Here is a 21,294-nt window from a genome sequence, read left to right as displayed (position 1 = left end):
CACGGGGGAGGTGCGATGGTGTGATGTGGGCCACTATGAAATGCGTGCAGCCCTCACAGCAGAAAGCATGGCGCGCCGGCCGGTTCTGGTGGGACTGGTCCGGACCCGGGGACACCCCTGGTGACACCGCGGTACGCCCCCTGGCCACCCTGAGCGCGGTGATCCTCGACCTCGACGCGATCGCCGATGTCGAGAACACCGGTCACCGGCTCGCTTTCAACGCGGCGTTCGCGGAGCTGGAACTGGACATCGCGTGGTCCCCGGCGCGTTACCGGCAACTGCAGGAGCTCCCCGACGAGCGCCGCCGGGTCGCCGCCGAACTGCGCAAGCGCGGGGTCAGCAGCGAATGCGATGTGCTGGCCGAGTTGCTCGTCGACGAGATCTGCGCGACCAAGGAGATGATCCTGGCCGAGACGATCCTCGACGCCGACATCACCGCCCGTCCCGGGATGGCGGAGCTGATCGCCGAGGCGTTCGGTGCGGGTATCGCGGTCGGCGTGGTCAGCACCGGGCGCCACACCTGGGTCGAACCCCTGGTGAGGCAGCTGGTCGGGGAAGGAATGGTCGACACGATCGTCACCGTCGACGACGCCCCGCGCTGCGAACTGTTCCGCACGGCGCTGGCCGAACTCGGGGCGCCGGCGCACAACTCTCTTGCGTTCGCGGGGTCGCAGGTGAGCCGTCGGGCGGCGGAGACGTGCGGTGCGCCGACGGTGCTGCTCGACGACGAGTCCGCGGCGCAGCCGCGCACCATCGCCGACTGTCAGCGCCTGCACGACGCGTGGCTCGACAGCCACCGCAGGCCGAGCGCGGCCTAGCTGGGCGGGCTGTCACCAGGCCTACCCCGCAGCGCCTCGACCTCGCCGAATCTGAACTTGTGCTCGAAGTCGGGCCGAATCTTGGCCCACAAGTTCAGATTCGGCGCAACTGGGCCAGTGTGCGCTTACCCGCGCAGCGCCTCGATGATCGCGCTGAAGTCCAGTGCGGCGTGGGTCGGATCGGACTGGGCGAATTCCGCATAGATCTCGGCGGCGTGGCTGCCCAGCGGAGCCTTGGATCCGGCTGACTCGACCGCGGCCATCGCCAGCCCGAGGTCCTTGTTCATCAGCGCCGTCGCGAAGCCCGGCTTGAAGTCGTTGTTGGCCGGCGAGGTCGGAACCGGGCCGGGCACAGGGCAGTTGGTGTGCACCGACCAGCAGTTGCCGGTCGCACCGGTGATCACGTCGAACAGCGACTGCGCGGGCAGACCCAGCTTCTCGGCGAGCACGAACGCCTCACCGATCGCGATCTGCTGCACGGCCAAAACCATGTTGTTGCACAGTTTGGCCGCCTGCCCCGCACCGGAGGCGCCGCAGTGGATGATCTTGCCCGCCATCGGTTCCAGCACCGGCTTGGCCCGCTCGAAGGCATCGTCCTCGCCGCCGACCATGAACGCCAGTGTGCCCGCCGTCGCGCCCTTGATGCCGCCGGAGACCGGCGCGTCGATCTGCGCGAGACCCTTCTCGACCGCCTGGCTGTGGATGGCGCGGGCATCGTCGACGGAGATCGTCGACGTGTCGATCAGCAGCGCGCCTGCCTTGGCGGCGGGCACCACCTCGTCGTAGACGGCCTTGACGATGGAGCCGTTCGGCAGCGACGTGATCACCACGTCGGCATCCACAACCGCGGCAGCTCCCGTGTCGAAGACGTTCGCACCCTTGGCTTTTGCCGCTTCCCTCAGCTCGGGCACCAGGTCGAAGGCGTGCACGGGGTGTCCGGCCGCCACCAGGTTCGCCGCCATCGGGCCGCCCATGTTGCCCAGGCCCAGGAACGCGATCGTCGTCATCGACACAACCTTTCTTAGACGGCGGCTCGGGCCCGGGCCGCTTCGGCCCGGCCGATCACCACGCGCATGATTTCATTGGTGCCTTCGAGGATCCGGTGAACGCGAAGATCGCGCAGGATCTTCTCCAGCCCGTACTCCTTGAGATACCCGTAGCCGCCGTGCAGCTGCAGCGCGGAATCGGCCACGTCGTAACAGGCGTCGGTCACGTACAGCTTGGCCATCGCGCACAGCTCGACCTTGTCGGGGTCGCCGGCGTCGAGTGCGGATGCCGCCCGCCACAACATCATCCGGGAGGTCTGCAGCGAGGTGGCCATATCGGCCAGTGTGAAGCGGATGGTCGGCTCGTCGAGCAGCGACCCGCCGAACGCCTCCCGGTCCCGCACATAGCCGGCGGCCTTCTCGTGGGCCGAGCGCGCACCGCCCAGCGAGCAGGCCGCGATGTTGATCCGCCCGCCGTTGAGGCCGTTCATCGCGATGCCGAACCCGGTGCCCTCCCCGTCGGCGCCGCCGAGCATCGCGTCGGCGGGCACGCGGACCTTCTCGAAGATCACCTGGGCGGTCGGCTGGGCGTTCCAGCCCATCTTCGCCTCGTTGGGGCCGAAACTCAGCCCCGGCGTGTCCTTTTCGACGACGAACGTGGAGATCCCGCGCGGGCCGTCGACTCCGGTGCGCGCCATCACCACGTAGACGTCGGAGGTTCCGGCACCGGAGATGAACTGTTTGACGCCGTCGAGCACGTAGCAGTCACCGTCGCGGACCGCCCGGGTGCGCAGCGCCGACGCGTCGGAGCCGGCACCCGGTTCGGTCAGGCAGTAGCTGGCGATGCTGTCCATCGACGCCAGCCGCGGCACCCACGTCTTGCGCTGTTCGGGCGTGCCGTAGGTGTCGATCATCCACGCGCACATGTTGTGGATCGAGATGAACGACGCGATCGCGGGATCGGCGGCGGCCAGCTCCTCGAAGATGCGGACCGCGTCGAGGCGGCGCAGGCCGCTGCCGCCGACCTCTTCGGAACAGTAGATCGCGCCCATGCCGAGTTCGGCGGCCTCCCGCAGCGCCTCGACGGGGAAGTGCTTGTCGGCATCCCAGTCCAGGGCATGCGGGGCAAGGCGTTTGGTGGCGAACGCGGCAGCCGTCTCGGTGATGACGCGTTCGTCGTCATCCAGTTCGAACACTGCGACGCCCTACTTCATGGTCGGGATGACGAACTCGGCGCCATCCTTGATTCCCGACGGCCACCGCTCGGTGACGGTCTTGACCTTGGTGTAGAACTGGATCGATGCCGGGCCGTGCTGGTTGAGGTCGCCGAATCCGGACCGCTTCCAGCCACCGAAGGTGTGGTAGGCCACCGGAACCGGGATCGGCACGTTCACGCCGACCATGCCGACCTGGACCTTGGACACGAAGTCGCGGGCGGCGTCGCCGTCGCGGGTGAAGATCGCGACGCCGTTGCCGTACTCGTGCTTGGTCGGCAGGCTCAAGGCCTCGTCGTAGTCCTTCGCCCTGACGATGCACAGCACCGGGCCGAAGATCTCGTCGGTGTAGATCGACATGTCGGTGGTGACGTGGTCGAACAGGGTGGGTCCGATGAAGAACCCCTTCGACAGATCCTGATCGTCAAAGGTGAGCTCGTCGGTGGTGCGCTCGCGCCCGTCCACGACCAGTTCGGCGCCGGCCTCGACACCCTGGGCGATGTAGTCGCGGACCCGGTTCAGCGCGGCCTCGGTGACCAGCGGGCCGTAATCGGCCTTCGGGTCCAGGCTGTGGCCGACGCGGAGCTGATTGACCCGCTCGACCAGGCGGGCGCGCAGGCGGTTCGCGGTCTCCTCGCCGACCGGCACCGCGACGCTGATCGCCATGCAGCGCTCGCCGGCGCTGCCGTAGCCGGCGCCGATGAGTGCGTCGACGGCCTGGTCCAGGTCGGCGTCGGGCATGATGATCATGTGGTTCTTCGCGCCGCCGAAGCACTGCGAACGCTTGCCGTGGGCAGCGGCGGTCGAGTAGATGTACTGCGCGATGTCGGAGCTGCCGACGAAGCCGACGGCCTGGATGTCCGGGTGGGTCAGGATCGCGTCGACGGCTTCCTTGTCACCCTGGACGACCTGGAACACCCCGGCGGGCAGTCCGGCTTCGAGGAACAACTCGGCCAGCCGCACCGGCACCGACGGGTCGCGCTCGGACGGCTTGAGGATGAACGCGTTACCGCAGGCCAGCGCCGGGCCGGCTTTCCACAGCGGAATCATCGCGGGGAAGTTGAACGGCGTGATACCCGCGACGACGCCGAGCGGCTGCCGGATCGAGTAGACGTCGATGCCGGTGCCCGCGTTCTCGGTGAACTCACCCTTGAGCAGGTGCGGGATGCCGATCGCGAACTCGATGACCTCGATGCCGCGCTGGATGTCGCCCTTGGAGTCGGCGACGGTCTTGCCGTGTTCGATGGACAGGAGTTCTGCCAACTCGTCGACGTTGGCGTTGACCAGTTCGATGAACTTCATCATCACGCGCGCGCGGCGCTGCGGGTTCCAGGCGGCCCATTCCTTCTGGGCCTCGACGGCGGAGGCGACCGCGGTGTCGACGTCAGCGGCGCTGGCGAGCAGGACCTCGGCCGCAACCTCGCCGGTGCTCGGGTTCAAGACGCCGGCGGTGCGGGTCGACGAAAGCTCGCTGCGCTTTCCGTCGATGAAATGGGGGATCCGTGTGGTCATGACAAAGCCTTCCGAGCGTAGATACTTGGATATCCTAGTAATGACGTACGCCCCTCCGCAAGGGGTGCTGTGATCGGGCTTACTGCCGACGCGCCTCGTACGCCGTCTCGACGGCGTCTTTGATTGGGGCCCACCATGATTCGTTGTCGCGGTACCACTCGATGGTGTCGCGCAGGCCGGCCTCGAAGTCGGCGTGGGCCGGCCGCCACCCGAGCTCGTCGCGCAGCGGGGTGGCGTCGATCGCGTACCGCAGATCGTGTCCGGCGCGGTCGGTGACGTGGTCGAAGTCGTCGGGGGAGCGGCCCATCAGCCGCAGGATCATCCGCAGCACCGACAGGTTGTCGCGCTCGCCGTCGGCTCCGATCAGATAGGTGCGCCCGACCGCGCCGTCGGAGAGCACCCGCCACACCGCGCTGTTGTGGTCGTCGACGTGGATCCAGTCGCGCACGTTGGCACCGGTGCCGTAGAGCTTCGGGCGCCGCCCGGTGAGGATGTTGGTGATCTGGCGCGGGATGAACTTCTCCACATGCTGGAACGGCCCGTAGTTGTTCGAGCAGTTCGACAGCGTCGCCGCGACACCGTAGGAACGCACCCATGCGCGCACCAGCATGTCTGAGGCGGCCTTCGTCGCCGAGTACGGGCTCGACGGGTCGTAGGGAGTCGTCTCGGTGAACCGTGCCGGCTGGTCGAGGGCGAGGTCGCCGTACACCTCGTCGGTCGAGACATGATGCAGGCGAACCGGTTCCGCCGCCGACGCGTGGCGGACGGCCTCCAGGATGGTGAACGTCCCGACCACGTTGGAGCGCACGAACGGTTCGGGGTCGGCGAGGGCGTTGTCGACGTGCGTCTCGGCGGCGAAGTTCACGACGGCGTCGGATTCGGTGACGAGCGCGCCGACCAGGCCGGCATCGGTGATGTCCCCCTGAACCAACCGGATGTCGGCGTCCACCTCGGCGAGTGACTCCCGGCTTCCGGCGTAGGTCAGCGAGTCCAGCACCGTCACCCGCACGTCGGGACGTTCGCGCACCGTCGTGCGGACGAAGTTGGCGCCGATGAACCCGGCTCCCCCGGTGACCAGCAACCGCATGGACAGTGACCCTATCCAGATCATTCCGCTCTGGAATCCGGCGCCCTGTGGTCTGCTACCACTACCCGGTAATAGAGAGGCATCGCCATGCGCTCATCGACGACACTCAGCGTTCTTGCGGCGGCCGCACTGGCCGTCGCGCTGACCGTGGCCGGCTGCGGTTCCAGCGGAGAGAAGGCTGCCGAGACCACGAGCGCGGCCACTGAAACCACTGAAACGACTGGAACCCCCGAAACCACCGCGACCCCCGAAACGGCCGCGATGGACGACCAGACGGTCGGGGAGTACCTCACCGCCAACGGCGTCTCGCAGACCATCGTCAAGGCCAACGAGCCCGGTGTGCCGATGGTGGACCTTCCGATGCCCGACGGCTGGGAGTCGATCCCCGAGAACGACCTGCCGCAGGACGCCTACGGGGCGATCGTGTTGTCGGCGGTGAAGGACTCCCCGAACCCGCCGGTGATCATCGCCAGGATGGCGCGACTGGAGGGTGGCACCTTCGAGGTCGCCAAGATCCTCGAGCTGTCACCGAACGCGGTGACACGGCTGCAGGGGTGGGACGGCCCGACAACAGGGACCCCGAGCGATCTCGACGGAAGCGCGGCGGTCGACATCGCGGGCAACGCGACCATCGACGATGCGCCCGGTTTCGTCGCCCGCAAGTCGGTGGTGATCGAAGGGCCGCAGAACACCTACATCCTCGCGCTCGACGCGCAGGGCCCGGCCGATCAGGCACCCGTGATGCTCGAGGCGATGGGCGTGATCGACGACGGGACGACAATCAATCCCGCGCCGTGAGCCCCAGCGGTCCGGCGAGTTCCTCCAGCGTCGACAACAGTTCGTCGCTGCCGCCGAGCACCTGGATCGCGACATGGTCGGCACCTGCCGCCAGGTGTTCGGACAGTCGCTCGGCGATCTCGTCGGGCGTGCCGTACGCGACGACCGCGTCGATGAACCGGTCGCTGCCGGGCGGGGTCAGATCCTCGTCGGTGAAACCGAGCCGCTTCCAGTTGTTCACGTAGTTCGACAGCCCGAGGTAGAAGTCGACCGTCTGACGGCCGATCTCGCGCGCCCTGTCGGCGTCGTTGGTCAGCACCACCTTGTGCTCGGGTGCGATCAGCACGGTGGGGCCGAGGAGCTCGCGGGCCTGGCCGGTGTGCACCGGCGTGGTCAGGTACGGATGCGCGCCGGCGCTGCGCTGCGCGGCGAGCTTGAGCACCTTGGGCCCGAGCGCGGCCACCACCATCCGGCTGGTCGGCACCTTCGCGGCGTCCAGCGCGTCCAGGTAGTCGACGAGCGCCTGGTAGGGCTTGGTGTACTCCTGGGTGTGCTCGGGGTGGCCCACCCCGACGCCGAGCAGGAACCGGCCGGGGAAGGCCTTCTCGATGCGGTGGTAGGACTTGGCCACCTCGCCCGCGTCGGCCGTCCAGATGTTCACGATGCCGGTCGCGACCTGCAGCGTGTCGGTCTTCTCCAGGATCGGTTCGACGAAGTCCAGCTCAGCGGCCGGGGACGCTCCGACCCAGACCGTCCCGTATCCGAGCTTCTCGATCTCGACGGCCTGTTCGGGCGTCACCGGCTGCCCGGTCCACACCCCGAACCGGCCGAGCGCGGGCTTCAGCGACGGGCCGCCGGTATCGGGTGCGGGGTCGGTCGTTGCGGTGTCGGACATCGTGTCTCCTTATCCGTTCAGTCCCAGCGGTCCGGCGAGTTCGGCCAGCGCAGGCACCAGCTTGTCGGGTCCGGTCAGCACCTGTACGGGCACATGGTCGGCGCCGGCGTCGAGATGTTCTCGTAGCCGCGCGGCGATCTGGTCGGTGGTGCCGTAGGCGACCACGGCGTCCACCAGTCGGTCACTACCCGGTTTGGCGACGTCTTGATCACTGAAGCCGAGGCGTTTCCAGTTGTTCAGGTAGTTGGCCAGGTTCAGATAGATGTCGAGCGCTTTGCGGCCGACCTCGCGGGCTTCGTCGGCATTGGTGACATGCTCCTCGCGCGAGCGCTCGTCGGTGACATGCTCCTCGCGCGAGCGCTCGTCGGTGACATGCTCCTCGCGCGAGCGCTCGTCGGTGACATGCTCCTCGCGCGAGCGCTCGTCGGAAGTCAGCACCACTTTGTGTTCCGGGGCCAGGAACGCTTCGGGTCCGATCAGGTCGCGCGCCCGCGCGGTGTGCTCCGGTGTGGTCAGGTACGGATGCGCGCCGGCCGCACGCGACGCCGAGAGCCGCAGCACCTTGGGCCCGAGCGCGGCGACGACGCGGCGTGCGCGGGGGACGCCGTACTCGTCGAGCTTGTCGAGGTACTCGGTGAGCGCATCGATCGGCTTGCGGTACTGCTGGTGGGCCTCGGGATGGCCGACGCCGATACCGAGCAGGAAGCGGCCCGGGTGGGCGGCCTCTATGCGGTGAAACGATTCGGCGACCGGACCGGCTGCGGCGGTCCAGATGTTCACGATGCCGGTGGCGACCTTCAGGGTGGTGGTGGCCGCCAGGAGGGGCTCGACCCAGTCGAGTTCGGCGGGCGGGGATCCGCCGACCCAGACGGCGCCGTACCCCAGCGCCTCGATCTGCGTGGCCTGTTCGGGGGTGACCCCGCGGCCGAAGGATCCGAAGGCCCCCAGGTCGGGCTTCGTGTCGGTCAGTGGTGTGTCAGTCATTGGTGGCGACTTCCGGCGCCGGCGCGGCCAGCGGCAGGCACACCACGAAGCGCGTGTCGCCGGGCCGGGACTGCACCGTCAGGTTGCCCTTGTGCTTCTCGACGACGATGCGCCAGGCGAGGTCCAGTCCCAGCCCGGTGCCCTCGCCGACGGGCTTGGTGGTGAAGAACGGCGTGAAGATGCGGTCCTGGATGTCCTCGGGGATGCCGGGCCCGTCGTCGCAGATCTCCACCCGGATCATGTCCTCGTTCTCCCTCATGGTGCGGATGGTCAACGTGCCCACACCGTTCATCGCCTGGATCGCGTTGTCGATGAGGTTGGTCCATACCTGGTTGAGATCGCCTGGGTAACAGAGCAATTCGGGCAGAGTCTTGTCCTTGTCCCAGACCAGGTCGACCTTGTCCCTGCCGAGTTTGTCGCCGAAGATCGTCTTGACGGTGCTGAACAACAACTCGTGGACGTTGACCTTCTGGTATTCGGCGCGGTCCATCTGCGAGTACTGCTTGGCGCCGGCCAGCAGCGCCGAGATGCGCTTGCTGGCCTCGGCGATCTGGTTCATCAGCAACTCGTTGTCGATGGTGTACTTCAGCCAGCCGATCGCGCCGGGCAGCGTCGCCGAGCAGTCCACGTCGTCGATGGACGCCTCGACACGTTCGAGCCAGTCCACGTCGAGACCGGCCTCCACGAACGACGGCGCGTAGTCCCACGCCGCCGAGATCCCGTGCGATTCCAGCCAGTCGCCGATCTGGTCCTCCCGGTCGGCGGTCTCCAGCGCGGTCAGGTCCTGGGTCTTCGATTTGGCCACCTGCTCGGCGACCTCGTCCTGGATGCTCACCAGCACCCGCAACGCCTCCGGGGTGAACTTCCCGTCGGCGAGCATCGCCAGTTTGTGCCGCATCTTGCCGACACCCTCGCGCAGGTCGGCGACAGCGCGGGCGGTCGCCCCGGCGGGGTTGTTGAGCTGGTGGGTCAGCCCCGCCGACAGTTGGCCGAGGGCGAGCAGCTTCTCCCGGGTGTCGATGATCTGGCGCTGCCGCATACCGCCGACCATGTGGCCCTCCAGCAGGTGCACCGCCATCGGGAACTCGGTCTGCATGAACTGCGCGAACGCCGCGGCGTCCAGCACGAAGAACCGGGACGGCCGGGTCACCCGCACCGACGCCTGGTAGGTCTTGTCCTCACCGGGCACATACGCCGACCAGGCCCCGCAGTACACGCCGCGCTGCGACGTCCGGTTGGTTTCCAGGTCGACGCCGCCGGAGCGTTTCGACATCACCAACTCGCCGTCGAGCATCACATAGAAGCAGGTGGCCGGGTCCCCTTCGGTACAGATGGGCCCCGGCTCGAACGTCGCGATGTGCCCGTTGGCGCACAGCGTGTCCAGCTGCTCGTCGGTCAGGCTTTCGAACAGGAACAGGGTGCGCAGTTCCTCGGGCACACACTTATCACCCATCGGAGGGTCCTTCCTGTGACGCTGCGACCGAGCCGGATGTGGCCAGAGGGAGCGACGTAATGAAACGCGTATCGCCGCGATTTGATTCCGCCCACAGGCTTCCCCCGTGCCGGTCGACGATGCGGGCGGCGATGTCGAGGCCCAGTCCGGCGCCGTTGCCGAACGGTTTGGTGGTGAAGAACGGATCGAACACCCGCTCCATCAGGTCGCCGGGGATACCGCCGCCGTTGTCGCGCACCTCGACGCGGACCATGTCCAGCTCCCGTCGGGTGTGCAAGGTCAGCACCGGACTCCGATGTCCGGGGTGCCCGGTCAGCGCGTCGAGCGCGTTCTCGATCAGGTTCGTCCACACCTGGTTGAGCTCGGCCGGATAGCACGGCAGGGCGGGCAGGCCGCGGTCGAAGTCCCGGACCACCGCGACCCCGTCGAGGCGGTGGGCGAACATCGTCAGCGTCGAGTCGAGCAGGTCGTGGACGTCGGCGACGTCGAACGCGGCCCGGTCGAGCTGCGAGTACTGCTTGGTCTGTTCGATCAGCGTGGAGATGCGCGTCGTCGAATCGGTGAGCTCGGTCAGCAGCAGCTCGGTTTCGGCGGTGGTGGCCAGCCAGCGGATCACCGGGTCGAGGCCGGCGGCGGATTCGCAGCACCGCGAGGCCGAGATGCGTTCCATCCAATCCACGTCAAGGCCCGCTTCGGCGAACGTCGCGGCATGCTCCCACGCATCGGTGACCCCGCGGCTGTCCAGCCACAGGCCCAGCGCCTCTTCGAGGTCGGACTTCTCGACCGGTGTCAGCGCCTTCTGTTTGCCCGCGATCTCGGCGATCCGGTCCTGCAGTTCCACCAGCGAGGCCATCGCCGCCGGCGAGAGCTCGTGCGCGGGCAGTTCCGCGCGCCGGTGCCGCATGCCGGCGATCTGGGTCCGCAGCGCGTTCGCGGCCCGCACCGCGGCGGCCGCCGGATTGTTCAGTTCGTGGGTCAGGCCGGCGGTCAGTTTGCCGAGCTGCACCAGCCGGTCGTGCGGGCCCAGGATCTGGTGCGCGTGGAAGCGGCCGTGCGAGTGCCCTACCAGCAGGTGGGTGGCCATCGGGAACTCGGCGGCCAAAAAATCGCCGAGGATCTTGGCGTCGAGCACGAGCAGCCGCGACGGCCGGGTCAGGCTCGCGCTGTTCTCGTATCGCACGTCCGGGTCGCGCAGGAACGCTGACCACGCCCCGCAGTAGACCCCCGGGTCGGACGCGCGCCAGATGTCGATATCGCGGTCGCCGGAGCGTTTCGACAGCGCGATCTCGCCGTCGAGCAGCACGTAGAAGTGCTCCGCGGGGTCGCCTTCGCGGCACAGCCGGCCGGCCGGGAACGTCTCGATCCGGGCGTCGGCGCACAACCTGGCCAGCTGGGCGTCGGTGAGTCCCTCGAACAGGAACAGTCCGCGCAGCTCTGCCAGATCACACGTCGACACGGGCGGCTACGTCTCGGCCAGGTACCGGTGGACGAGCATCACGGCCATGGATCCCTCGCCGACGGCGGCGGCGACCCGCTTGGCCGATTCGGCGCGTACGTCGCCGGCCACGAACACGCCGGGGACGCTGGTTTCCAGATGGTGTGGTGGGCGGTCCAGCGTCCAGCCGCTGACGTCGCGCAGATCCGGCCCGGCCAGGATGAACCCGTGGTCGTCGCGCACCACCACGCCGTCGAGCCAGTCGGTGCGCGGCTCGGCGCCGATGAAGATGAACATCCGCCCGCACCGGAACTCCTCGCGCTCACCGGTGTTCGTGTTCTCCAGGCAGATGCCCTCGAGGTGCCCATCGCCCTTGACCGCGTGCACCACGGTGTTGGGCAGTTCCTTGATGTTCTCGGTCGCCCTGATCTGCTGGATCAGGTAGTGCGACATCGACTCCTCAAGGGTGCGCCTGCTGACGATGGTGACCGATTTGGCGGTGCGGGACAGGAACATCGCGGCCTGGCCCGCGGAGTTCGCGCCACCGACGACATAGACCTCGTCGTTCTCGCAGTCGGCCGCCACCGACGCGGTGGCGCCGTAATACACCCCGGCCCCGGTCAGGTCCGCGCAGCCCTCCGCGGGCAGCTGGCGGTACTCGACACCCATCGCGAGGATCACCGCGCGGGTGCCGATGGTGCGTCCGTCGGACAGGTGTACGGTCCGGGCGACGCCGTCGACCTCCAGTTTGGTGACCTCGGCGGCGGTGATCAGCTCGGCGGAGAACTTCTCGGCCTGCCTGCGGGCCCGCTCGGCGAGCTGCGCACCGGACAAACCGTCGGGGAAGCCGAGGTAGTTCTCGATGCGCGAACTCTGGCCGGCCTGCCCGCCGGTCGCGGTGCGTTCGATCAGCACGGTGTTGAGGCCCTCGGACGCGCCGTACACCGCGGCGGCCAGCCCCGCCGGGCCACCGCCGATCACGACCAGGTCGTAGAAATCCTCGGCCGGGGTGGTGGTCAGGCCCAGCGTCGCGCCGAGTTCGGCGTCGGTCGGGTCGACCAGCGTCTGACCCTGTTCGGTGATGATCACCGGCAGGGTCAGCCCGTCCAGCCCGGCGGCTTCCAGCAGCTGCGCTCCGCGGGGTTCGTCGGAGCGGAACCACGTGTAGTACAGGCGGTTTCGGGCCAGGAACTCGCGCACCTCCGACGACCGCGCGTTCCACGGATGGCCGATGATCTTGGTGTGCGGGATCGCGCGGTCACCGGTGGCCCGCCACGCCTCCAGCAGCGCGTCGATCACCGGGTAGAGCTTCTCCTCCGGCGGGTCCCACGGCTTGAGCAGGTAGTGGTCCAGATCCACCACGTTGATCGCGTCGATCGCGGCGTGCGTGTCGGCGTACGCGGTGAGCAGCACGCGGCGGGCCATCGGGAAGATGTCCATCGCGGCTTCGAGGAACTCGATGCCGCTCATCTGCGGCATCCGGTAGTCGGCGACGAACACCGCGACGGTCTCGCCGCGCAGCTTGAGTTCGTTGAGGGTCTCCAGCGCGTCGGGGCCGGATTCGGCGCGCACGATGCGGTGCTTCTCGCCGTAATGCCTGCGCAGGTCGCGGGCCACCGCGCGCGAGACCGCGGGGTCGTCGTCGACGGTCAGGATCACGGGTTTTCGGGGCTGGTGCTCAGGTCCAGTCATCGCAATAAGTATGCGCCCCGTGTCCAGGGAATTGCCCGGCCCGGACGGACCGGCAAGGGTATTCGGACCCTATCCGGGTATCCGGGCTGAACCTACCGTCGTCAGTGGTGACGGCGGTGCGGTCCGACGGTGAAGGGGAATGCGGATGCCGGCGAATGTGATGGTCGGCTACGACGGGTCGCCGGCGGCCTGCGCGGCCCTCAACGCGGCGGCCGTGCTGTTCCCGGACGCCCATGCCTGGATCACGCACATCTGGACGCCGCCGTTCGCCAGCACCAAACTCCGGCGCAGGCTGCGCACCGCCGCTGCCAGCGCCGACGAATTGGTGGAGCTCATCGAACGGGAGGGCGCCCGCGAAGCCGACGCCATCGCCGCGACCGGCGTCGCGCTGGCTAAGGCCGCCGAATGGGACGCCGAGCCGATGGTCAAGCGCACGATCGGGTCCGAAGGGCTGCGGCTGGCCCAGCTGGCCGAGAAACTGGACACCGACGTCATCGTGGTCGGTGACCGCGGGCTGGGTGGCGCCGAGGCGCTTCTCGGTTCGGTCAGCGACATGGTCGTGCACTACGCGACCGTCCCGGTGCTGGTGGTGCCGAACCCGCTGCTGGCCGACGAGGCCGCCGCGCTGGCGGCCGGGCCGGTCGTGGTGGGCCACGACGGCTCGCCCGGCGCCGACGCCGCCGTCGACCGTGTGCGCCGGCTGTTCCCGAGCCGCGAGGTGATCCTGGTGGCGGTCCGCGACGAGGGCGCCGACATCCCGGTGAGCCCTGCGGCGACAGACCTGGAACTGGTCCGCCTCGACGAACCGGCCGGCCTCGGCAGGTGGCGCGAGCGCGCGGTCGCCGACGCGCTGATCGACTACGCCGGCTCCCGCGGCGCCGCCGTGCTGGCCGTGGGATCTCGCGGCCGGTCCCTACCGCGTGAGGTGCTGCTGGGCAGCGTGGCCGTCGCCGCCGTGCACCGGTCGCAACGCCCGGTGCTGGTGACCCACAGCTGACCGGCCGGGGCCGGAGGACCTTAGCCCCTTACATCGTCGGTCGAATCGGCGTACGACTGAGGTGTGAGCAATGCCGCTGGACCGCCCGTCGTCGACGTCGAGGTCACCACCCACGGTGAGTTCCCGGGGGCCGACGAGTACGCGCAGGCCAAGATCGGCGGCCTGGCCCGGCTGGCCAAGCGCCCGGTGACCAGGGCGCGGGTCCGGTTGACCCGGCACGGCGATCCGGCCGTGACACAGCCGGTGGTCGGCCAGGCCAACCTCGAGGTGGGCGGCCGCCCGGTGCGCGCCCAGGTGACGGCGGACTCCGCACGCGAGGCGGTCGACGCGCTGGAGTCGCGGCTGCGCCGTCGGCTGGAGCACCTCGCCGAGCGGTGGGAGGCCCGCAAGGGTCCTGACGCGGCACCCCCGTGGCGCCACGACGAGAAGCCCGGGCGCGGTCCGCAGCGCACCACGGGCCAGGGTGCGGCTCCCCGGATCGTGCGCCGCAAGTCCTACGCGATGGCGCCCTGCACGCTCGACGACGCCGTGACCGAGATGGAGCTGCTCGACTACGACTTTCACCTGTTCACCGAAAGTGGTTCGGGCACAGCGGTGGTCGTGTACCGGGACGGATCCGCGGGCTACCGGGCGGCGCTGGTGGCGCCGTCGGTCGCCGACACGCTGGCGCCGCACCAGGGCAGGGTGACGATCAGCACCCAACCGCTGCCCTGCCTTCGCGAGCAGGACGCGGTGCAGCGGCTCGCACTGCTCGACCGTCCGTTCCTGTTCTACGTCGACGCGGCGCAGGGCCGCGCCGGCGTCCTCTACCGACGCTACGACGGCGACTACGGGCTGATCACCCCGGCCGGACCGTCCTGAAAGGGGTGCGACATGTTCGCGATGGTGTACGACGGACCCGGACGCCGCTTCTGGCAGGAGGTTCCCGACCCGCAGATCTTGCACGCCGGTGATGCGATCGTCCGCGTCGACGCGGTGACGATCTGTGGCACCGATCTGCACATCCTCAAAGGGGATGTGCCGGAGGTGGAGTCGGGACGGATCCTCGGCCACGAGGCGGTCGGCACCGTCACCGCGACCGGCGCCGCCGTGCAGACGCTGTCGGTCGGGGACCGGGTGCTGGTCTCCTGTGTCAGCTCGTGCGGGGCGTGCCGGTACTGCAGGCAGGGCCACTACGGCCAGTGCCTGGGAGGTGGCGGGTGGATCCTTGGCCGCTACATCGACGGCACCCAGGCCGAGTACGTCCGGGTGCCGTTCGCCGACAACTCGACCCACCGGGTGCCGCCCGGGGTCAGCGATGAGCAGATGATCGTGCTGGCCGACATCCTGCCCACCTCCTACGAAGTCGGTGTGCTCGCCGGCACCGTCGCCCCGGGCGACGTGGTCGCGATCGTCGGCGCCGGGCCGATCGGCCTGGCCGCGATCCTCACCGCGAAGCTGTACAGCCCCAGCCACATCGTGGCGATCGATCTCGCCGACGCCCGGTTGGACGCTGCGCGCGCGCTGGGCGCCGACCTCACCGTGAACTCCGGAACGCAGTCGGCCCGTGACGTCATCGACGAACTGACCGCGGGGCTCGGAGCCGACGTGGTGATGGAGGCCGTCGGTGTGCCCGAGACCTTCGAGGAGTCGGTGCGCCTGGTGCGTCCGGGCGGGCACGTCGCCAACATCGGGGTGCACGGCGCCCCGGCCACCCTGCATCTGGAGCAGATCTGGAGTAAGAACCTGACCATCACGACCGGGCTGGTGGACACGTTCTCCACGCCCACCTTGATCGGGCTGGTCGCCTCCGGCAGGCTCGACACCTCGCCGATGGTCACCCACCGTTTCACCATGGACGAATTCGACACGGCCTATGAGGTTTTCAGTGACGCCGCGAACTCCGGGGCGTTGAAGGTGCTGGTGACGGCGACCCAGTCGGCGTCCGGGTGAGCCCGGACCGCGGCGATCTCGGCGCCGAACTCCACGAGACACACACCGGGCTGGTCGTGCTGGTGGGCGACCGTGCGTACAAGGTGAAGAAACCGGTGTGCACCGACTTCCTCGACTTCGGCACCAGCGACAAGCGAGAGGCCGCGTGCCGCCGGGAGCTGGAGCTGAACCGGCGGCTGGCCCCCGAGGCGTATCTCGGTCTGGGGTCCTACCGGTCGCCGGCCGGTGAGCCGGAGCCGGTGATCGTGATGCGCAGGTATCCCGACAGCGAGCGGCTGGCCGCGCTGGTGCGCGCCGGCGACGACGTCCGGGGATGGCTGGTGACGATCGCCGGGATCCTGGCCGGGTTCCATCGCGGCGCCGACCGCGGACCGCAGATCGACCACGAGGCCACCGTCGAGGCGCTGACACGGCGGTGGCGGCACAATGTGACCGAGCTGCGGCGGCACGCGGGGACGCTGCTCGACGAGGCGTCCCTGGCCGAGATCGCGTGCCGCGCCGAGCGGTATCTGGCCGGCCGTGGGGCTCTCTACGCGGGCCGGATCACGGACGGCCGGGTCGTCGACGGGCACGGAGATCTGTTGGCCCAGGACATCTTCTGCACCGCGGACGGGCCGGTGATGCTGGACTGCCTGGAGTTCGACGACCAACTCCGCTACGTCGACGGGGTCGACGACGCGGCATTCCTGGCGATGGATCTGGAATTCCTCGGCCGTCCCGACCTCGGTGCGCTGTTCCTCGACGAGTACTGCCGCCGCGCCGGCGACGCCGCCCCGGCCTCCCTGCGGCACTTCTGCATCGCCTACCGCGCGACCGTGCGCGCCAAGACCGACTGTGTGCGCGCCGGCCAGGGCCGCGACGACTCGGTCCCCGAGGCGCGACACCACCTCTCGATGGCGCGGTCGCATCTGAGGTCGGGTGCGGTGCGGCTGGTGATGGTCGGCGGCGGCCCCGGCACGGGAAAGACCACCGTGGCCCGCGGGCTGGCCGAAGCGCTTGACGCACAGGTGATCTCGACCGACGACGTGCGGCGCGAGCTGATCCGCGCCGGCGCGGTGCACGGCCGGGCCGGGGACCTCGGCGCCGGTCTCTACTCCGAGGAGAACGTGTCGGCGGTCTACGACGAGGTGCTGGACCGGGCGCGCGGCTGGCTCGGGGCCGGGCATTCGGTGGTGCTGGACGGCACCTGGCGCGACGCCGGGCACCGCGACCGCGCACACGCCGTCGCGGCGGAAACACACTCCGCGCTCGTCGAACTGCGGTGCACCGTACCGGTTCCCGAGGCCCAGCGGCGGATCGCGCACCGGGGGCCGACGACCTCGGACGCCACCCCGGAACTGGCGGCCGAGCTGTCGCGGTGGGAGACGGACTGGCCGGGTGCGTATCCGCTCGACACCGGGGCGCCGCTGCCCGACACGGTCGCCGCGGCCCACCGGGTGTGCCTCGACGCGCGCTGATCCGGTCAGCCCTCGGGGTCGTCGTCGGCCAGCGCGAAGTAGTTCTCCTCTTCCTGGGTGAAATGCAGGCGTAGCACGGCGTAGAGGCCGTAGAGGCATGCCAGCAGATCCTCGACCTGTTCGGGCTGGATCCCGCCGGCCTGCTCGGCCAGTTGCACGTGCGTGCCGATGCGGTCGGCGAGCCGCTGGATCTCGGCGTGGGTGCGGCTCATGGTGGCGGTCGCCTCACCGCTGCGCAGCGGTGAGGCCAGCGCCGGGTACAGCGCGGTCTCCTCGGCGCGTTCGTGCGGCAGTATCCGTTCGACCAGCAGCCGGTTGGTGCGGCGCACCGAGTCCAGCGCGGCCTCATCGGGGCTCTGTGCCAGTCGGTCTGCGCTGTCCCGGATCTGGGCGAGGGCCTCGCGCAGTTCGTCGTGCTCGGCGGCGAACCCGCGCAGCATCGCCTCGGTGTCCGCCGGCAGCGGCACCGTGGTGCGCGGATTGGGGCGCAGTGCGCGCAGCGCGTTGAGGATCACCGACACGTCGATGGCCTCCTGCAGCAACGCGCCGGCCGCCGGGGGAAGCAGGCCGAACGCGGCCGCCGCCATCGCCGCGACCGACAACGTCATGCCGACCACGGCGGACTGCACGGCGATGCGCCGCGACCACCGCGCGATGTCCATCGCGTCGGCGAGGCGGTCGAGCCGGTCGGTGGTCAGCACCACGTCGGCGGCCTCCGACGACGCGGTGGCGCCGCGCGCACCCATCGCCACCCCCACGGTGGCGGCGGCCAGCGCGGGCGCGTCGTTGATGCCGTCACCGACCATCACCGTCACCGCACGTTCGCGTTCGGCGCGCACCGCGGCGACCTTGTCGGCGGGGGTCTGCTGGGCGTAGACCTCGTCGAGGCCGAGCACGGTGGCGACTTCACGCGCGGGCTCGGCCCGGTCGCCGGTGAGCATCACCAGCCGGTCGATCCCGGCGCCGCGCAGTCTGCGCATCGTCCGGGGGGCCTGCCGGCGTAACGGATCCCGCAGCAGCACGGCACCGCGCGGTGCGACGTCGACGGCGACCCAGACCATCGCCGCATTGTCGAGCCGGGCGCGGCTGAGCGCGGTCTGCATCCACTCGGCGGTGGCGGTGGCGGTGTCACTCAGCTTCCCGACGGTGACGCGGACGCCGTCCAAGGTGGCGCTCACCCCGCGGCCCGCCTCCTCGGCGGAGTCGGTGGGCAGCGACAGCTGCAGTCCGCGGGCCGTCGCCTCGGTGACGATGGCTTCGGCGAGCACATGCTGGGACAGCTGGTCCACCGAGGCGGCCAGCCGCAGGATCTCGCCGGCGTCGGTGCCCGGCGCCGCGACGACGTCGACGACCTGCGGGCGACCCATCGTCAGCGTGCCGGTCTTGTCCATCACCAACGTCGAGGCGTGGCCCAGGTTCTCCAGCGCGCCGCCGCTGCGGATCACCACCCCGACCCGGGACGCCCGCGACAGCCCGGACACGATGGCCACCGGCGCCGCCAGCAGCAGCGGGCACGGGGTGGCCACCACCAGCACGGCCACCGCACGCACCGCCGAGCCGCTGGCCAGCCACGCCGCGCCGGCCATCAGAAGGGCCAGCGGCAGGAAGAAGGCCGCGTAGCGGTCGGCCAGACGCACCACCGGTGCACTCTCGGCGCCGGCCTGCTGAGCCAACCGGACGATGCCGGCGTAGGTGCTGTCGTCGGCGGTGGCGGTGGCCCTGAGCTCGAACGCGCCGCCGGCGTTGACCACCCCGCTGCGGACCGCGTCCCCGACGGGCCGTTCCACGTGCAGGGGTTCGCCGGTCAGCGCCGACTCGTCGAGCACCGCCGCCACGTCGGCGACCCGGCCGTCGACCGGCACCACGTCCCCGGGTGCGATGACGAGCAGATCGCCTGCGGCCACCTCGTCGAGGGCAACCGTGGTGACCTGGTCGCCGACCCGGCGGCGCGCGAACCGCGGCGCCCGTTCGAGCAGCGCCTTGAGGTCGCGCGAGGCGCGTCTGGACGCGGCGGACTCGAGGGCCCGGCCACCCGCCAGCATCACCGCGATGAGCGAGCCCGCGAGATACTCGCCGACCCACAGTGTGCCGACCAGAGACAGCACCGCGATCAGGTCGACGCCGAGCCGGCCCTGCCGCAGCGCGCCGAGCACCCACGCCACCGCGGGGACGACGGCGATCAGAGTGCCTACGGCCCAGCAGATGTCGGCGACCGTGCGGGCGCTCACCAGCCAGGCGACACCGCCGGCGGCCAGCGCCCCGACGGTGAGGACTACCAGCGCGGGCTCCAGCAGGGCCCGCAACCGGCCGGTGGCATCAGCCACGAAGGACCGCGACCGGCGCGAGTGCCGATTCGGCGACAGCGGTGCTGACCGAGCCGAGCAGCATGCCGGCGAGACCGCCGCGGCCGCGGCTGCCGACGACCACGAGTTGGACGTTCTCGGATTCCTCGATAAGCCAGTGCGCCGGTTTGTCGCTGACCAGGCGGCGCTGCACGTGGACGTCGGGGTAGCGCTCCTGCCAGCCGGCGAGGCGCTCGGCGAGAATCTCGTGGCCCTGTTGTTCGTAGGTGTGCCAGTCCATCCCGAGTGCCGGGAAGACCGCGACATCGCTCCACGCGTGCAGTGCGATCAGGTCGACGCCACGGAACGACGCCTCGGAGAAGGCGAACGCCGTCGCGTTCTCCGACGCCGGGGAGCCGTCGATGCCGAGCAGTACCGGCAACGTGTCGCGTGGCGTCCCGGCCCCGGCTTCCTTGGTGACGGCTTCCTTGGTGACGACGACGGGGCAGCGCGCATGGTGGAGCAGGGTACGGCTGATCGAGCCGAGCAGCGCCCCGCCGACGCGACCGAGCCCGCGGCTGCCGATCACCAGCAGATCGGCGTGCTCGGACGCGGCGGTGAGCTCCGGGACGATGGCGTCGTGGCGGATCTCGATGTTGACCGCGGCCAGCGTGTGGTCGCCCGCGGCGGCGGTTAGCGCCTTCTCCGCCGCGGTGACCACGGTGCGGGCGTTTTCTTCCTGCCACTCGTAGTAGCTCGTCATCACGCCGTCGATCGGCCAGGTGACCACGATGGGCGCCACGACGTGGATCAGGGTCACCGGCCGGTTGCGCAGCACGGCTTCTCGTGCTGCCCACCGCACCGCGGCGTCGGACTCCGGTGAGCCGTCGACGGCGACGAGAATCCCGATGTCTGTTGCTGTTTCGGACACGTTCTGCCTCCTGGGGTTGCCGGTGGATCAGGGTCGGACCACGAGCACCGAGGCGGCGCCGTGCCGGAACAGGGAATGGCCGTGCCCCACGATCTGCGCGAGGTCGCCGGTTTCGTCGGGGCCGATCACCGCCAGCACGACGGGTTCGTCATTCCTGTTGAGGAACTGCGCGGCGTCTCCCGCCCCGGCGATCGGATAGATGTGGACGTCGGGATGGCGTGTGCGCCAGGGCCGGATCCGGTCCTCCAGTGTTTCCGCGGAGGCGGTCGCCCCGCCGCCGAGGGCCAACACCGGGGCATGGCGCAGCGCCGCCTCGCGCAGCGCGTACTCCGCGACCGCGTCGTCGCCGGGCCGGTCGATCCCGACGATGATCCAGTGCACCGGCGCCTGCGGGTGCAGGTCGGTGCGGATCACCGCGACCGGGCAGTGCGCCTTCTCGGCGAGGTCGGCCGCAGTGGAGCCGACGACGGATCGGGCGTACCGGCCGATACCGACCGTGCCGACACAAATGAGCTGTGCCCCGGACGATTCGGTGATCAGCGCTTCCGAGGCCGGGCCGTCCAGGATCGCGGTCTCGACCGTCACCGGGGCGTCGACGACCTCGACCGTGGTGCGCGCGGTGTCCAGGGCGGCGTGGGCGCGCGCGACGTCCTCGGCGTATTCGGGGGCGGTGCGGTCGGCCGGGGTGAGCACGTAGACCAACCGCAGTGTGGTTGCGCGGGCGGTGGCTTCGGTGACCGCCCACAGCGCCGCGTGCAGTGCCGCCGGCGAACCGTCGATGCCGGCGACCACGGGTCCAGAGGTGTTCGCGGCTGTCATCGCGGGCTCCGATCGAGGGTGCG

General features: G+C 69.9%; 18 protein-coding genes. 6 read left to right on the top strand and 12 right to left on the bottom strand.

Going from position 1 to position 21,294, the window contains the following annotated elements; translation table 11 throughout:
- Positions 1 to 35: 35 nt before the first annotated feature.
- Complete coding sequence (locus NTM_RS01030) at positions 36 to 818, top strand: HAD family hydrolase (protein ID WP_163769335.1); 783 nt, start codon at positions 36 to 38, stop codon at positions 816 to 818.
- A gap of 125 nt (positions 819 to 943) precedes the next feature.
- Here NTM_RS01030 and mmsB read toward each other — a convergent pair whose 3' ends face one another.
- The 4 genes from mmsB to rfbB all read right to left on the bottom strand — a co-directional run bounded on the left by mmsB (position 944) and on the right by rfbB (position 5,617).
- Positions 944 to 1,825: a 3-hydroxyisobutyrate dehydrogenase gene (gene mmsB / locus NTM_RS01025; protein WP_163765176.1), complete on the bottom strand. Its 882-nt coding sequence runs from the start codon at positions 1,823 to 1,825 to the stop codon at positions 944 to 946.
- A gap of 14 nt (positions 1,826 to 1,839) precedes the next feature.
- Positions 1,840 to 3,000: an acyl-CoA dehydrogenase family protein gene (locus NTM_RS01020; protein WP_163765175.1), complete on the bottom strand. Its 1,161-nt coding sequence runs from the start codon at positions 2,998 to 3,000 to the stop codon at positions 1,840 to 1,842.
- A gap of 9 nt (positions 3,001 to 3,009) precedes the next feature.
- Positions 3,010 to 4,530 carry a CoA-acylating methylmalonate-semialdehyde dehydrogenase gene (locus NTM_RS01015; RefSeq protein WP_163765174.1) on the bottom strand — a complete coding sequence of 507 codons (1,521 nt, stop codon included), beginning with the start codon at positions 4,528 to 4,530 and terminating at the stop codon, positions 3,010 to 3,012.
- Positions 4,531 to 4,609: 79 nt separating this feature from the next.
- The gene (gene rfbB, locus NTM_RS01010; RefSeq protein ID WP_163765173.1) at positions 4,610 to 5,617 is read right to left on the bottom strand and encodes a dTDP-glucose 4,6-dehydratase; all 1,008 of its coding nucleotides are present in this window, start codon (positions 5,615 to 5,617) and stop codon (positions 4,610 to 4,612) included.
- 87 nt (positions 5,618 to 5,704) lie between these two features.
- Here rfbB and NTM_RS01005 point away from each other — a divergent pair, with 87 nt between their 5' ends.
- On the top strand, positions 5,705 to 6,415 hold the full coding sequence (locus NTM_RS01005) for an LpqN/LpqT family lipoprotein (RefSeq protein WP_163765172.1): 711 nt from the start codon (positions 5,705 to 5,707) through the stop codon (positions 6,413 to 6,415).
- On the opposite strand, the gene NTM_RS01000 is transcribed toward NTM_RS01005, so the two are convergent.
- Genes NTM_RS01000 through NTM_RS00980 form a run of 5 tightly spaced genes read right to left on the bottom strand, consistent with a single transcriptional unit; the run spans position 6,399 to position 12,853 of the window.
- Positions 6,399 to 7,289, bottom strand: a complete 891-nt coding sequence (locus tag NTM_RS01000) for an LLM class F420-dependent oxidoreductase (RefSeq protein ID WP_163765171.1) — start codon at positions 7,287 to 7,289, stop codon at positions 6,399 to 6,401. The genes NTM_RS01005 and NTM_RS01000 overlap by 17 nt on opposite strands.
- A 9-nt stretch (positions 7,290 to 7,298) precedes the next feature.
- Positions 7,299 to 8,273 (bottom strand): LLM class F420-dependent oxidoreductase, encoded by a 975-nt coding sequence (locus NTM_RS00995; RefSeq protein ID WP_197746357.1) that lies wholly within the window; start codon positions 8,271 to 8,273, stop codon positions 7,299 to 7,301.
- Positions 8,266 to 9,726 (bottom strand): ATP-binding protein, encoded by a 1,461-nt coding sequence (locus NTM_RS00990; RefSeq protein ID WP_104862936.1) that lies wholly within the window; start codon positions 9,724 to 9,726, stop codon positions 8,266 to 8,268. Before NTM_RS00990 ends, NTM_RS00995 begins: the two co-directional genes overlap by 8 nt.
- Positions 9,719 to 11,182 (bottom strand): ATP-binding protein, encoded by a 1,464-nt coding sequence (locus tag NTM_RS28970; protein ID WP_104862937.1) that lies wholly within the window; start codon positions 11,180 to 11,182, stop codon positions 9,719 to 9,721. Before NTM_RS28970 ends, NTM_RS00990 begins: the two co-directional genes overlap by 8 nt.
- A 6-nt stretch (positions 11,183 to 11,188) precedes the next feature.
- Entirely contained in the window at positions 11,189 to 12,853 is a 1,665-nt protein-coding gene (locus NTM_RS00980) for an NAD(P)/FAD-dependent oxidoreductase (protein ID WP_104862938.1), read from the bottom strand.
- A 145-nt stretch (positions 12,854 to 12,998) separates the two neighbouring features.
- Between NTM_RS00980 and NTM_RS00975 the strand changes: the two genes are divergently transcribed.
- From NTM_RS00975 to NTM_RS00960, 4 genes are all read left to right on the top strand, one after another.
- Positions 12,999 to 13,850: a universal stress protein gene (locus NTM_RS00975; RefSeq protein WP_163765170.1), complete on the top strand. Its 852-nt coding sequence runs from the start codon at positions 12,999 to 13,001 to the stop codon at positions 13,848 to 13,850.
- 63 nt (positions 13,851 to 13,913) lie between these two features.
- Positions 13,914 to 14,711, top strand: coding sequence for a ribosome hibernation promotion factor (locus NTM_RS00970; protein WP_163765169.1), 798 nt, complete (start codon positions 13,914 to 13,916; stop codon positions 14,709 to 14,711).
- Positions 14,712 to 14,723: 12 nt separating this feature from the next.
- The gene (locus tag NTM_RS00965) at positions 14,724 to 15,782 is read left to right on the top strand and encodes an alcohol dehydrogenase catalytic domain-containing protein (protein ID WP_163765168.1); all 1,059 of its coding nucleotides are present in this window, start codon (positions 14,724 to 14,726) and stop codon (positions 15,780 to 15,782) included.
- The gene (locus tag NTM_RS00960; RefSeq protein ID WP_163765167.1) at positions 15,779 to 17,239 is read left to right on the top strand and encodes a bifunctional aminoglycoside phosphotransferase/ATP-binding protein; all 1,461 of its coding nucleotides are present in this window, start codon (positions 15,779 to 15,781) and stop codon (positions 17,237 to 17,239) included. The genes NTM_RS00965 and NTM_RS00960 overlap by 4 nt, the downstream gene beginning before the upstream one ends.
- Before the next feature lie 5 nt (positions 17,240 to 17,244).
- On the opposite strand, the gene NTM_RS00955 is transcribed toward NTM_RS00960, so the two are convergent.
- Genes NTM_RS00955 through NTM_RS00945 form a run of 3 tightly spaced genes read right to left on the bottom strand, consistent with a single transcriptional unit; the run spans position 17,245 to position 21,271 of the window.
- Positions 17,245 to 19,563 carry a heavy metal translocating P-type ATPase gene (locus tag NTM_RS00955; protein WP_163765166.1) on the bottom strand — a complete coding sequence of 773 codons (2,319 nt, stop codon included), beginning with the start codon at positions 19,561 to 19,563 and terminating at the stop codon, positions 17,245 to 17,247.
- A complete protein-coding gene (locus NTM_RS00950) occupies positions 19,556 to 20,452 on the bottom strand; it encodes a universal stress protein (RefSeq protein ID WP_163765165.1) in 897 nt (298 codons plus the stop codon). The genes NTM_RS00955 and NTM_RS00950 overlap by 8 nt, the downstream gene beginning before the upstream one ends.
- A 27-nt stretch (positions 20,453 to 20,479) precedes the next feature.
- Positions 20,480 to 21,271: a universal stress protein gene (locus NTM_RS00945; protein ID WP_163765164.1), complete on the bottom strand. Its 792-nt coding sequence runs from the start codon at positions 21,269 to 21,271 to the stop codon at positions 20,480 to 20,482.
- Positions 21,272 to 21,294: the final 23 nt, after the last annotated feature.

Source organism: Mycolicibacterium parafortuitum, from assembly GCF_010725485.1.
Lineage (GTDB): Bacteria > Actinomycetota > Actinomycetes > Mycobacteriales > Mycobacteriaceae > Mycobacterium.
This window is presented reverse-complemented; position numbering and strand designations above follow the sequence as displayed.